The organism is Micromonospora sp. RB23 (assembly GCF_053585025.1).
In genome coordinates this window covers 2222560-2235926 of record NZ_CM132111.1, presented here as the reverse complement: position 1 = coordinate 2235926, position 13367 = coordinate 2222560, and the positions used below count along the sequence as shown (strand labels likewise).

General features: G+C 71.8%; 12 protein-coding genes. 7 read left to right on the top strand and 5 right to left on the bottom strand.

Annotated elements, in window-relative coordinates:
* Positions 1–19 precede the first annotated feature (19 nt).
* Positions 20–1033 (bottom strand): LacI family DNA-binding transcriptional regulator, encoded by a 1014-nt coding sequence (locus tag ACTFTM_RS10320; protein ID WP_449565569.1) that lies wholly within the window; start codon positions 1031–1033, stop codon positions 20–22.
* 214 nt (positions 1034–1247) lie between these two features.
* On the opposite strand from ACTFTM_RS10320, the gene ACTFTM_RS10315 reads away from it, so the two are divergent.
* Positions 1248–1697, top strand: a complete 450-nt coding sequence (locus ACTFTM_RS10315) for an iron chaperone (RefSeq protein ID WP_449565568.1) — start codon at positions 1248–1250, stop codon at positions 1695–1697.
* Between the two features lie 45 nt (positions 1698–1742).
* A complete protein-coding gene (locus ACTFTM_RS10310; protein WP_449565567.1) occupies positions 1743–2057 on the top strand; it encodes a hypothetical protein in 315 nt (104 codons plus the stop codon).
* A 107-nt stretch (positions 2058–2164) separates the two neighbouring features.
* On the opposite strand, the gene ACTFTM_RS10305 is transcribed toward ACTFTM_RS10310, so the two are convergent.
* Positions 2165–5014: a glycosyl hydrolase family 95 catalytic domain-containing protein gene (locus ACTFTM_RS10305; protein ID WP_449565566.1), complete on the bottom strand. Its 2850-nt coding sequence runs from the start codon at positions 5012–5014 to the stop codon at positions 2165–2167.
* 460 nt (positions 5015–5474) lie between these two features.
* On the opposite strand from ACTFTM_RS10305, the gene ACTFTM_RS10300 reads away from it, so the two are divergent.
* The 4 genes from ACTFTM_RS10300 to ACTFTM_RS10285 all read left to right on the top strand — a co-directional run bounded on the left by ACTFTM_RS10300 (position 5475) and on the right by ACTFTM_RS10285 (position 9811).
* Positions 5475–7049: a glycoside hydrolase family 43 protein gene (locus ACTFTM_RS10300; protein ID WP_449565565.1), complete on the top strand. Its 1575-nt coding sequence runs from the start codon at positions 5475–5477 to the stop codon at positions 7047–7049.
* A gap of 31 nt (positions 7050–7080) precedes the next feature.
* The gene (locus ACTFTM_RS10295; protein WP_449565564.1) at positions 7081–8121 is read left to right on the top strand and encodes a LacI family DNA-binding transcriptional regulator; all 1041 of its coding nucleotides are present in this window, start codon (positions 7081–7083) and stop codon (positions 8119–8121) included.
* 128 nt (positions 8122–8249) lie between these two features.
* Entirely contained in the window at positions 8250–8657 is a 408-nt protein-coding gene (locus tag ACTFTM_RS10290; RefSeq protein ID WP_449566599.1) for a YciI family protein, read from the top strand.
* Between the two features lie 8 nt (positions 8658–8665).
* A complete protein-coding gene (locus ACTFTM_RS10285; protein ID WP_449566598.1) occupies positions 8666–9811 on the top strand; it encodes an RNA polymerase sigma factor in 1146 nt (381 codons plus the stop codon).
* Positions 9812–9829: 18 nt separating this feature from the next.
* Here ACTFTM_RS10285 and ACTFTM_RS10280 read toward each other — a convergent pair whose 3' ends face one another.
* Together ACTFTM_RS10280 and ACTFTM_RS10275 are read right to left on the bottom strand one after the other, a co-directional pair.
* Entirely contained in the window at positions 9830–10510 is a 681-nt protein-coding gene (locus ACTFTM_RS10280) for a DUF6891 domain-containing protein (protein ID WP_449565563.1), read from the bottom strand.
* A 106-nt stretch (positions 10511–10616) separates the two neighbouring features.
* On the bottom strand, positions 10617–11507 hold the full coding sequence (locus tag ACTFTM_RS10275) for an SGNH/GDSL hydrolase family protein (RefSeq protein WP_449565562.1): 891 nt from the start codon (positions 11505–11507) through the stop codon (positions 10617–10619).
* 201 nt (positions 11508–11708) lie between these two features.
* Here ACTFTM_RS10275 and ACTFTM_RS10270 point away from each other — a divergent pair, with 201 nt between their 5' ends.
* Positions 11709–12422 carry a hypothetical protein gene (locus ACTFTM_RS10270; protein WP_449565561.1) on the top strand — a complete coding sequence of 238 codons (714 nt, stop codon included), beginning with the start codon at positions 11709–11711 and terminating at the stop codon, positions 12420–12422.
* A gap of 7 nt (positions 12423–12429) precedes the next feature.
* Here the strand turns inward: ACTFTM_RS10270 and ACTFTM_RS10265 are convergent, their stop codons facing one another.
* Entirely contained in the window at positions 12430–13266 is an 837-nt protein-coding gene (locus ACTFTM_RS10265) for an alpha/beta fold hydrolase (RefSeq protein WP_449565560.1), read from the bottom strand.
* Positions 13267–13367 lie beyond the last annotated feature (101 nt).

Sequence of the window (13367 nt, the reverse complement as noted above, 5' to 3'; positions counted from 1 at the left end):
CCGGCGGCAGCGGGCCGGATCAGCGGGCCCGCACCGGGCCGGTGCTGGACCGCAGCGAGATGGGCGGGCTGTACAGGCGGTGCCGCGGCACGCTGCCGGGGGCAGCGATGATCTCCAGCAGCAGCGACACCGCCTCGGCGCCCATGTCCCGCATGGGTACGTCCGCCGCGGTCAACGGCGGCCGGAAGTCCTCCGCCCAGTGCTGGGCGGCGACGCCGGCGACGGAGAAGTCCGTCGGCACGGCGAGTCCGGCGGCGGTCAGCGCGCGCTGCATTCCGGGCAGCGCCGCCTCGTTGATGGTGGCCACGGCGGTGACCTCCGGATGCGTGGCGAGCAACTGCTCCACGCAGGCCTCGCCGGAGGCGGTGTCGTCGCCACAGCAGACGTCGATGCCGGCGAGGCCCCGCTCGGCCACCGCCGCCTGGAAACCGGCCAGGGCGCGGTGGCTGGGGCCGTAACCCGCCGCCACCAGCTCGGCGGAGCGGTTGACCAGGGCGACGTGGCGGTGCCCCAGGTCGGCCAGGTGGTGCACGCAGCGCGCGATCAACCCGGCGTAGTCGATGTCGACCCAGCTCATGCCGTGCGGCTCTGCGGTACGGCCGATCGTGACGAACGGCAGACCCGTGCGGGCCAGCCGGGTCACGCGGTCGTCCTCCAACCGGATCTCCATCAGCACGACGCCGTCGACGCGACGCCCGGTGACGATCCGCTCGAACGAGCGGTCGTGGTCGCCGCCCGAGGGGGACAGCAGCACATCGAGGTCGTGTCGGGCGGCGGCCTCGACGACGCTGGCGACGAAGCCCAACTGCATGTCGGTCAGCCGTTGGCTGGCCGGTGGGATCACCAGCCCGAGGGTGCGCGTACGCCCCTCCTTCAACGCCCGGGCGCTGGCGTTCGGCCGGTAGTCCAGCTCGTCGATGACCGCCTGGATCCGCTGCCGGGTCGCCTCCGACACCGTCCGCTTGCCGCTCAGCACGTACGAGACCGTGCTGCGGGACACCCCCGCCCGACGGGCGATCTCCCCGATGTTCATCCGCCGCCCTCGAATCGACTGCTGCCCCGACGGGGACGCGCCCTGCTCCGGTTTCCGAGCATAAGCGCTCGGCGAGCGGACCCGGACGCCCCGCCCCGCCGTATCCGGCCCGAGCCGGTCAGGAATCAAGAAGCTCGCCCGCACCGTGCGGGCCTAGCCTTTTCGCAGGTGGCCGGCACAACGCCGAACCACGACGAGCGAGAGGGAGCCCACCATGTCCGCGAAGTCCGCCACGACCGATTCCGACGGCTTCAGCGCCGAGGAGCGCGCCGCGATGAAGGAGCGCGCGGCCGAGCTGCGCGCCGAGGGCCGCAAGGGCGCCAAGAAGGCCGACGGGTTGCAGGCGGTCCTCGACCGGATCGCGCAGATGGCGCCGGACGACCGCGCGCTCGCCGAGCGGGTGCACGTGGCGGTCACCACCGCCGCGCCCGAGCTGTCGCCGAAGACGTGGTACGGGATGCCCGCGTACGCGAACGCAGCCGACAAGATCGTCGTCTTCTTCCAGGACTCCGGCAAGTTCAACTACCGGTACTCGACGCTGGGCTTCCAGGACCCGGCCAACCTCGACGACGGGGACCTCTGGCCGGTGGCGTACGCCCTGCGCGCGTGGAGCCCCGAGGTGGAGAAGCGGGTCGTCGAGCTGGTGCGCGCGGCGGTCTCCTGAGCCACGGCTCTGGCGCCCCTCGCGCGCGACCGCGATGATCGGCACGTGTCGTTCTGGGAGTTCGTCACGCGCGTCGGCGTACCGCTGCTCCTCGTCGTCGGCGCCGCGGTCATCGCGGTCGGCGCGTTCACCGACCCGCCGGACACCTTCTCCTGGCCGCGGGGCTGGCAGTGGGCGTGGGTCGGGCTGTGGCTGATGGCGAGCGGCGAGGCAGCGTTCGGCACCGAACGACCGTGGTTCGAACGCGCCTGGAGGGGTGCCGCCGCCCTGTTCCTCGCCGTGGCCTGCGTGGTGGCCGTATGGCGCCACCAGCGGTGGCGCAGGCGGGTTCGGCGGACCGGCGGCGACGCAGCCGGGTAGCCGGTGGCGCTCTCCCACACCGGCGGGCCGATCCAGGACGACGAGCGGCGCGCCCCCGCCCGCCGTCGACGCAGGGCCAACGGCGGGCGGAAGACCGACGCGCCGCGTCAGGTGGTCGTGCAGGTGATGTCGGTCGGCGGGTTGTTGGTTCCCGTCGCGGAGGCGAGGAAGCCGAACGTGGTGGAGCCACCGGCCGGCAACGACCCGTTGTAGTCGACGTTCGTCACCCGCACACTCGCACCGCTCTGGGTGTGCGTGCCACCCCAGATCTGGGTGATCGCCTGCCCGTTGGGGAACGTCCAGGAGACCGTCCAACCCCGGATCGCCGTCGCGCCGGCGGTCACCGTGACCGAGCCCTGGAACCCGCCCGACCACGAGTTCGTCACCGTGTACGTGGCCCGCGCGCCGGACGGCGACGGCGTGCTCGACACGGTCGGCGTCGGCGTCGGGATCGGGCTCGGTGTGTCGGTCGGACTCGGGGTCGGCGAGACGGTGGGCGAGGGCGTGGTGCTCAGCGTCGGTGACGGTGTCACACCGGGCCGCGCCGCGCGGTACGTGTGACCGGCACGGACGGCGAGTTGGACGACGTCCGTCTCGGGTCGGGTGGTGCTGGGCGTGCTGCCGTCGGTGGCGTCGACGAGGGTGAAGGACCCGGTGAAGAGGCGGGCGCGCAGACGTACCGTGCCGTCCCGGTCGGCGCGGACGCTGATCTCGTCGGCCTGCCCGCTGGTCCAGGCCACGCCGACGGTGTAGCCGCCCCGCCCGCGCAGTCCCGCGACCTGGCCGGTGGGCCAGGCGCTCGGCAGCGCGGGAAGCACGTGCAGCTCGCCGTTGTGGCTGTGCAGCACCATCTCGGCGATGCCGGACGTCGCGCCGAAGTTGCCGTCGATCTGGAACGGCGGATGCAGGTCGAACATGTTCGGCGCGAGCCGGTCGGTGCGTACCAGGTCCTTCAGGAGCTTGTGGGCGCGGGCGCCGTCCTCCAGCCGGGCCCAGTAATTGATTTTCCAGGCGAGGGACCAGCCGGTCCCGTCGTCGCCGCGCAGTTCCAGCGTCCGGCGGGCGGCCTCGTAGAGCTGCGGGGTGCCACGCTTGGTGATCTGGTTGCTGGGGTGCAGGCCGTACAGGTGGGAGACGTGCCGGTGGTTCCGCTCGGTCTCCACCCAGTCGGCGAGCCACTCCTGCACGTTGCCCCGGGAGCCGACCTTCATCGGTGCCAGCCGGTCCCGCGCCGTACGGACCTGGGAGCGGAACGTGGTGTCCACACCCAGCACCTCGCTGGCCCGGGCCACGGCGTCGAACAGGTCCCGCAGGATCTGGTTGTCCATCGTGGGGCCGGCGCAGACGCTGGCGTTCGAGTGGTGCGGCAGCTCCGGCGAGTTCGACGGGTTGGTGACCAGATAGCCCAGCGTCGGGTGGGCGACCAGGGTGTCGAGGAAGAACTGGGCGGCGCCCTTGAGCGCCGGGTAGTTGGCCTGGAGGAAACCGGCGTCGCCGGTGAACAGGTAGTGCTCCCAGATCAGCGTGGCCAGCCAGGCGCCACCGGTCTGCCACATGCCCCACAGCGCCCCGTCGACGACCGAGGCGCCCCGCCAGGCGTCGGTGTTGTGGTGGGTGACCCAACCACCCGCGCCGTACTGCGCCTGGGCGACGCGCGCGCCGGTGGCCGTCAGGTCCTTGATCATGTCGAAGACCGGCAGGAAACACTCGGCCAGGTTCGTGGTGTCGGCGGGCCAGTAGTTCATCGGCAGGTTGGCGTTGATCGTGTACTTCGAGTCCCACGGCGGGGTCATCGAGTCGTTCCAGATGCCCTGGAGGTTCGCCGGTTGCGTGCCCGGACGCGAGGAGGAGATCAGCAGGTACCGGCCGAACTGGAACAGCAGGGCCGAGAACTGCGGATCGTTGGTGCTCGCGTGCTGGGCGATCCGCACGTCGGTCGGCTGGTCGGCCGCCGCCGTACGCCCGAGGTCGATGGTCACCCGGTTGAACAGCGCCTGGTAGTCGGCGAGGTGGCGGCCGCGTAGCTGGTCGAAGCTCGCCCCGCGGGCGGCGCTGAGGCGGGTGCGTGCGATGCCCTGGTAGTCACCGTTCACCGTGCGGTAGTTGACGTAGCTGGACCCGATCGAGATCAGGACGGTCACGCTCGTGGCACCGGAGACCCGCAGTGTGCCGCCCGAACTGCTGACCGTTCCGCCCGTCGCGGTGGCGTTAGCAAGCGCGAGGAAACGCACCGACCCGTTGACACCCTCCATGGCTCCGGAGATGCCGTCGACCGCGATCGTGGCGGCGTCCGGGCTCGACATCGTCGTCCGCTGTGGGCTGTCGAAGGTGGCGCTGAACGTGATCGAGTTGGCGCGGTCGGCGGTCAACCGGAGCACGATCACCGAGTCGGGCGCGCTGGCGAACACCTCACGCTGGTACCGGACGCCGTTGAGCACGTACGTCGTCGTGACGGTGGCGGTGGTCAGGTCGAGCGTCCGGTTGTACTGCGACGCGCCGCTGGCGGAGCCGAAGGCGAGACGGAGGTTGCCCACGAGCTGGTAGGCGAGCTGTCCGCCGGGGTTGCCCATCATCGTCTGGTTGATCAGATCCTGCGCCGACGTCCACTGGTCGGCGAAGACGCGCCGCCGGATCTCGGCGAGGTTGGCCGCGCCGCGGGTGTTCGCGGAGTCGTACGGACCGCCGGCCCAGACGGTGTCCTCGTTGAGCTGGAGCCGTTCGGTGTCGACGTTGCCGAACACCATGGCGCCGAGGCGTCCGTTGCCGATGGGCAGCGCGCGGAGCCAGTCGGTGCCGGCCGGCTCGTCGTACCACAGAGCCAGGTCGTTGGCGGCGAGCACCTGTGGCGGCGCGACCGAACCGGCGCGTGCGACGGCGGACCACGCGACCGGTAGCAGCGCGGCGCCGGCGCCCGCGGCACCGGCCCGCAGCACGTTTCTTCGTGTCACTTCGGACATGGTCTCTCCAATCTGCGCAGGCCAGAGACCTCACGCAGGTGGGACGGCGCCGCTGGAGGCGCCGCCGGAATTGGCGCGATGGCGGGGACGTGCCCACGGCCGGTTTGCCGTTCGAGTCCTGGCGGGGACGGTCGGTGGCGGCCGGGGACGCGTGGTGGGCGCTTGCTGTTAGCGTTAACAGGCGCGGCCCGCTCGCACCGTCGGTCAACGTTCACAGCCGAGACCCGGCGCGCCGGGCTCCCGGCGGCGCGCCATGCATCCTCCATAGACCTTCGTAGATGACGGCGCTGCGCGTCAATAGGTGTCGGTCATGTTTCGGATCGGCGCGCAGGGGCGCGCCCACGGCCGGCCGCCAGGGCGCCTTGCCATCGACGCAGCTCGTTCGTAGCATCCAGAGCCACGAGATGTTATCGCGAACACACCGCGACATCCCGGCACCGACCGCCCGGAGGTGGCAGCTGTGTCCTCAGGCTCGTCGGCCGTTGCGGGCTACCACAACCCGGTCGTACCCGGCTTCTACCCCGACCCGAGCGTCTGCCGGGCCGGCGAGGACTACTACCTCGTCTGCTCAAGCTTCGAGTACTTCCCCGGGGTGCCGCTCCTGCACAGCCGGGACCTGGTCCACTGGCGACAGATCGGTAACGTCCTCGACCGTGCCAGTCAGTTGGAGATCCCGCCCGACGCCGACGCGTCCCGCGGCATCTTCGCGCCGACCATCCGCCACCACGACGGCCGGTTCTGGGTGATCACCACCAACGTCAGCCTCGGCCGGCACCTCATCGTCACCGCGACGGATCCCACCGGTCCGTGGTCGGAGCCGGTCTACCTCGACCTGCCGCACGTCGACCCGTCCCTGGCCTGGGACGATGACGGCACCTGCTGGCTGACCACCTCGGGAGTGGACGGCTATCGGATCGACCCGGACACGGGCCGGGTGCTCGAGGGTCCGATCGCGCTCTGGTCCGGCACCGGCGGGCAGTACCCGGAGGCGCCGCACCTGTACCGGATCGGCGGATGGTGGTACCTGCTGCTCTCCGAGGGCGGCACGCACACCGGTCACGCGGTCTCGGTTGCCCGGTCCCGCAGCCCTCGGGGGCCGTTCGAGCCCGCGCCGACCAACCCGATCCTCACCCACCGGAGCACCGACCTCCCCGTCCAGGCGGCCGGGCACGCCGACCTGGTGCAGGCCACGGACGGCAGTTGGTGGATGGTCCTGCTGGGGATCCGGCCGAAGGGCCAGTGGCCGCCCTTTCACGTGCTCGGGCGCGAGACGTTCCTCGTGCCGGTCCGCTGGGTCGACGGCTGGCCCGTTGTCGACCCCGTCCGAGAGATCACCGCCGCACCCGCCGGCAGCCCGCCGGCCCTGGCCGCCCCACCCGATCCGGGGACGCACCGCGACGACTTCGACACGACAAGCCTCGCACCCGGTTGGGTTTCGCCCCGCTCCCGTCCCGACGCGGCCTGGTCGTTGACCGAGCGGCCCGGATGGCTCACCCTGCGCGCCACCGGTACGACGCTGGACCGCGCCGGCGCGACGATCGTGGCGGCCCGCCAACGCCACCATGACTGTCGCGCCAGCGTGCGGATGGATCCGGGCGGCGGCACGGCCGGGCTCACCCTGCGCATCGACGAGGCGCACCACTACGACCTCGAGGTCCAGGACACCGTCGTCCGCGTCGTCGGCCGGGTGGGACCGTTCCGGCAGGTCTTCGCGACCCTCGACGTACCCGGTGGTCCGCTCATCCTGACGATCACCACCCGGACCCACGATCTCTACCCGCCGACCGTGACGTCCACGGCCGACCTCACCGCCACCGACGAACCTTTCGGGGTACGCCCCGCCACCAGCGACATGATCGCGTTCGAGGTGGAGACCGCGGACGGCCACGTGCTGCTGGCCGAACTCGACGGGCGGTACCTCTCCACCGAGGTCGCGGGCGGCTTCACCGGCCGGGTCATCGGCATGTACGTGACCGACGGCGTCGCGGCCTTCGACTGGTTCGACTACCGTCCGGTGGCCCGTCCGCCCGGCTGAACGGCCGGTGCCGCGACCGTAGACTCGCCGTGTGAGCGACGAGAGCCGGCGGCGCCGCCCCCGCAAACCGCTGAAGGGTGACCTGCCCGTCGCCACGATCGCCGAGCTCGCCGGAGTCTCCCCGCCCACGGTGTCCAAGGTCCTCAACGGTCGCGCCGGGGTGGGCGAGCAGACCCGGCAGCGGGTGGAGGCGCTGCTGCGCGACCACGGCTACCGGAGGCCGGAGGACGCCGTGCGAACCCGCTGCGTCGAGGTGCTCTTCCACCACATGCTGCCCTCGATCGCGCTGGAGATCCTGCGCGGCATCCAGGAGGTCGCCGACGCGCGCGACTGCACTGTCGGGTTCGTCGACCTCCGGCACCGTGTGACGGCAGGGCTGCCCTGGATGGAGCCTTTGCTGCTGCGGCATCCGACCGCTGTCATCGCGGTCTGTTCACTCGTCACCGCCGAGCACGGCCGGCAGTTGGCCGCCATGGGGATACCCCTGGTCGCCATCGACCCGGGCGGCGAACTCTTCCCCACTCCCGCCGTCGGGTCGAACAACTGGAGCGGCGCACTCGCCGCCACCCGGCACCTTCTCGACCTCGGTCACCGGCGGATCGGGGTGCTCACCGGGGCGGTGCAGGACCTGGCGGCGCGGGCCCGGCTGGACGGGTTCCGGGCCGCGCTGGATCATGCCGGCATCGGATTCGACGACAGCCTCGAACGGCAGGGCGTCTTCAGCTTCGTGGCCGGCCGTGACCTCGGCCGCGAGTTGCTCACCCTGCCCGAACCACCCACCGCCGTCGTCTGCGGCAACGACCTGCAGGCCCTCGGCGTCTACGCGGCGGCCCACGACCTCGGCCGCCGGATTCCCGAGGACCTCAGCGTCGTCGGCTTCGACGACGTGGACCAGGCGAGTTGGACGTCACCGCCGCTGACCACGGTGCGCCAACCGTTCACGGAGATCGGGGCCACCGCTGCCCGCCTCGCGTTGACGCTGGCCGACGGTCACGCCCTGCCCCAGGAACGGTACGAACTCGGCACGGCGCTCGTCGTCCGGGGCAGCACCGGACCACCCGGCCACCGGTAGCCGCGCCGGACGGCGTGCCCCGAGCCCGCCAAAAGTTTTTTCGGCCACCATGTCGAGAAACCACACCCGGTGTCGTCCCCGGGGTGAACGTGACCAGAACGGGTCGCGCCAGCGAGGAGGAAGACGACATGGCGAAGTACCTGCTGCTGAAGCACTACCGCGGCGGTCCGGCCGCGGTGAACGACGTGCCGATGGATCGGTGGACGCCGGAGGAGATCTCGGCGCACATGCAGTACATGCACGACTTCGCCACCCGGCTGGAGAAGAGTGGCGAGTTCGTCGACGGCCAGGCGCTGGCCCCCGAGGGGGCCTGGGTCCGCTACGACGGCGAGGGACGCCCGCCGGTCACCGACGGCCCGTTCGCCGAGACCAAGGACCTCATCGCCGGCTGGATGGTGATCGACGTCGACAGTTACGAGCGCGCCGTCGAACTGGCGGGCGAGCTGTCGGCCGCGCCGGGCGCCGGTGGGAAGCCGATCCACGAGTGGCTCGAGGTACGCCCGTTCCTCACCGAGCCGCCGACCATCACGGAGTGACGTCCGCGATGGACCAGGCACTGCTCCGGAGCCTCACGCCGGGCGTGCTCGCCGTCCTCGTCCGCCGCGGAGCTGACTTCGCGGCGGCCGAGGACGCCGTGCAGGACGCGCTGGTGGAGGCCGTTCGCGTCTGGCCGGCCGATCCGCCGCGCGACCCGAAGGGCTGGCTGATCACCGTGGCGTGGCGGCGGTTCCTCGACACCGCCCGCGCGGACGCCGCCCGTCGCCGCCGTGAGGACGTCGCCGACGCCGAGCCGACGCCCGGAGCCACGAGCGCGGTGGACGACACGCTTGCGCTCTACTTCCTCTGCGCCCACCCGTCGCTGACGCCGTCGTCGGCCGTCGCGCTCACGTTGCGCGCCGTCGGAGGGCTGACCACCCGGCAGATCGCCCACGCCTACCTGGTGCCCGAGGCGACCATCGCGCAGCGCATCAGCCGGGCCAAACGCACCGTCTCCGCCGTACGGTTCGACCAACCCGGCGACGTCACCACCGTGCTGCGCGTGCTCTATCTGGTCTTCAACGAGGGCTACACCGGCGACGTCGACCTCGCCGCCGAGGCCATCCGGCTCACCCGGCAACTCGCGGCCGCGATCGACCATCCCGAGGTGGCGGGACTGCTCGCCCTCATGCTGCTGCACCACGCCCGCCGGGCCAGCCGTACCAGGCCCGACGGCAGCCTGGTGCCGCTCGCGGAGCAGGACCGCGGCCGATGGGACACGACCGCCATCGCCGAGGGCATCGGAATCCTCCAGGCGGCCCTCGCCCGCGACCGGCTCGGCGAGTTCCAGGCGCAGGCCGCCATCGCGGCGCTACACGCCGACGCGCCCACCGCCGAGGAGACCGACTGGGTGCAGATCGTCGGCTGGTACGACGAACTCGCACGGCTGACCGACAGCCCCGTCGTCCGACTCAACCGCGCCGTGGCGGTCGGCGCCGCCGACGGCGCCCGGGCCGGGCTGGCGGCCCTCGCAGGGCTCGACGACTCGCTGCCGCGGTACACGGCGGTGGCCGCGTACCTGCACGAGAGCGACGGTGACCTGACGACGGCGGCGCGGCTCTACGCCGAGGCGGCCCGCAAGGCGTCCAACCTCGCCGAGCGGGACCACCTCACCCGCCAGGCCGCCCGCCTCAACGACCACCGGCGGCGGTGACGGCTGGCGCGACCCGTCTCAGACGCTCGACAGGGGCGCGTACCACTGCGCGCCGGTCACCCGGACCCGCTGCGACTGCTTGCGGTTCCACTCCACCCGCATGCCGTGCCGGCGGAGCACCGGGAAGGCGACCTCATCGAGGAAGCGCTCCAGATCGGCCTGGTAGCGGGCCTGCTGCTCGGCCTCCGGCAGGGCCGAGTAGGCGGCCTCGTCGAAGTCCGCCGACGGGTAGACGCCGTAGCCGAGGTAGACCTCGCCCTCCTCGCTGGCGAGCAGCGACTCCGTGTCCTGCTGGTGGTACCACAGGTAGCCCTGCCAGTGCCGGGAGTCGTCGCGCTCGTCGTGGATCTCGGCGGACGCGCAGGTGCCGCAGCAACTGAAGTTCTCCCTGGCCACCACGCCCACCTCGGTGAGCTCGGCGAACGCACGGGTCAGGTTGCCGCGCACCGCGCCCCACCGCTGCTGCTGCTCGCGCCGGGCGGTCAGCGCCCGCTCGTACGCCGACCTCAGGTCGTCGTCGGTGGCGCCGTGTCGGTCGTCGTCCCCGTCGAGGTAGTCCAGGAACTCGTCGGGGTCGTCGTAGCCGCGCACGACCCAGTCCCAGATCTCGGCCTCGATCTCGGCGCGACCCGGCTCGGCGACCCGCTCGGTCAGGAAGTGCACGCCCTCGGGGCGGTCGTTGTACGTCCATCCATCCACGACGAGGATCGTGGCACGGATGTCCGACAGTCTCCGGCGGTGGCGGAACGGTCGCAATCCGGCCCCGCCGTCGTACGGCGGGGCCGGCGGCGACGATCGCGCCCGGTCAGCTCAGGGTGGCGAGCAACGCGGTGCTCATGCCCTGCTCACCACGGGCGTTCGGATGAAAAGGCGCGGCGGAGTTCTGCGGCACCAGACCCTCGACCCACCGGGTGCCGCTGCTCTTGCACGCGTCCCGGCCGATCGACGGCGTGTAGACGTCGGCGTAGGTGGCGCCGTTCGCGCCGGCGGCGCTGGCCAGCATGGCGTTGAGCGACTTCTCGATGCCGCGCAGGTACGGCACGTCCTGATAGGCGATCGGGACCACCGGCCAGCAGCCGTACCCGCTGTCGGGCACGATCGCCGGATAGCCGAGGACGACGACCCGGGCGTTGGGCGCCGCACGACGGATCCCTTGGAGCACGCTGGTCACCTTCGGCACCGTCGCCGCGATCCGGGCCTGCAACTGGTCGGTGCCGCCGGCCGTGTACCGGTTCTTGCACGGCGAGCCGAGCGGACTGCTGACGCTCGCCTCCGCGCACTCGCTGATGATGCCGGAGAAGCCGATGTCGTTGCCGCCGATCTGCACCGTCACCAGCGACGTGCTCGACGTGACCGCGTTGAGCTGCGGTGGCAGGTTGATGCCCAGTTGGCCACTGCCGCCGTACAGGATGTCGTCGGTGGTGGCCCCGGAGCAGCTCACGTCCGCGAACGACGTCGAGCCGGCGGCCGCGGCCACCAGGGAGGGATAGTTGCGGTTCGACCGTAGACAGTTGAGGTCCACCTGGGTCGGGATCAGGGGACCTGCGGTGTACGAGTCGCCCAGCGCGACGTAGCGGCCGGAGGGGACGGCGGCGCTGGCGGGTGTGGTGGCGGCGAGCAGGACTCCGACGGTGGCCGTGGCGAGTGCGGCCAGTCGGGCGGCTGCCCGCAGGAGCGGCAGGCGGGGACGGGGCATGACGCCTCCCAAGGGAGATCGCGGCGGTGGTGGTGCCGAGATCCTGTCGCTGCCGACGACGGACGTCAATATAGACGGTCCTCACTAAATGACACTCTGGAATGTGGGTTCCGCCGTTACCGCGCACCCCTGTGACACGCGACGATCCCCCGGCGCATAGCATGGCGACAGTTCGGGACGGCTCTGCTGAAACGAGGCGACATGCGTTGGCTCCAGCGGCTGCTGGGCGGCGGGCGGATCCAGCTCGACCCGGAGCGGCAGCAGGCGCTGCTGCGAGATCTCCAGCACGGTTACGGCCCGCACGCGCGAACCCCGTTCCCGGCGCAGGTCGAGGCGGCGACCGGGATGCTGAGCGGGGACGACGGCCTGGTGGTCGCGGCCCGGGTCCTGCACCAGGTCGCCGACGAGGCACACCTGGATCTTCGGGCACAGGCCCAGGAGATCCACCGTCGGACGGGCCGACGACTCCTCGTGAACCGGCGCAACTACCGGCAACTATGGTCCGAGGCCGGCCCCGGACTGCGCTGGCCGCTGTTCGCGCTGCCCTGCGGCTTCCACCCGTACGCCCAGGTGGCCGCCGCCGTCGCGGTGGTCGGCGATCGGGCGTCCCGGCTCGATCGGGTGACCGATCCGGCGCCGCTGGTGACCCACATGTTCGAGGTGCTCGACCTCACCACCGCCGGCTGGGAGTACGGCCGGCTACGGGTGGACACCGACGCGGCGGCCCTGGTCGATCGACTGATCGCGAGCGCCGCGCAGATCCTCGCGGCCATGGACGACCCGCTGCGGCTGCCACCGCCGGTCCGCGCGCTGATGCGCCGCAACAACAGCCTCGACGTCCACGATCCGCATGCCGGGCACCCGGTGGGCCGGATCAATCTGGGCGCGCGGATGCGGGAGCAACTGCTGGCCTGAGCGTCGATCAGGCGTGGGCGTGCGCGCGCAGAAAGTCGAGCAGCAGGGCCACCACCTCGTCGGGGTACTGCGCGTGCGGGTAGTGACCCGCGCCCTCGACCATCTCGAGCCGGCCCAGACCGGTCGGCAGCGCGGCCACGATGGCCTCGCCCTCGGCGCGCGGGTCGGCCCAGTCCGGGTCGAGCGTGCCCTCGACGATCAGGACCGGACAGCGGACGTTGCCGAGCTGCGCCCCGGCGTCGGTCGGCGCCGACCGGCCCATTGCGCGCATCGCCGCCATCCGGCCGGGCTCGCGCATCATGGCGTCGATCCGGGCCGTGCGGGCGGCCCAGTCGGCCGGCTTCCGGCCCGGGTACGCGACGTCGAGGTAGCTGCGCCAGAGCCGGACGCTGCCGAACAGGCCGGTGCCGAGCAGCCGGGTGATGCCCCTGCGGTATCGGGCCACCCGCAGGTCACCCAGCTTGATCGACTGCTTGCGCGTGAAGGGTGCGAGTTCGACGACTCCGGCGACCGACCCGGGGTCCTGGGCGGCGGCGATGGTAGCGGCCCCACCGGAGATCGAGTGGCCGACCAGCACGGCCGGCCCGCCGAGGTGGCGGATCACGGCGAGCAGGTCGCCCGCGATGTCGGTGCGACTGTAGGAGTGCCATCGCGCGGTCGACTCGCCGCAACCGCGCAGGTCGACCGCGGCCACCCGGTAGCCGGCGGCCACCAGGCGCGGCACGACGAAACGGTACGCCTCACGGCTGTCACCCATGCCGTGGGCGAGCACGACGAGCGGGCCGGAGTCGCCGGTCACCTCGTACGCCAGGGTGCCGCCGTCGACGTTCAGGAACTCGGTCATCAGACCCTCCAAGCTAATTGGCTTAGCCAAAGGCTAATACCATTAGCCTGAGCCGTCAAAGTGACGTCCGACGCAGCAAACGAGGGCCACGACTCCGAAGG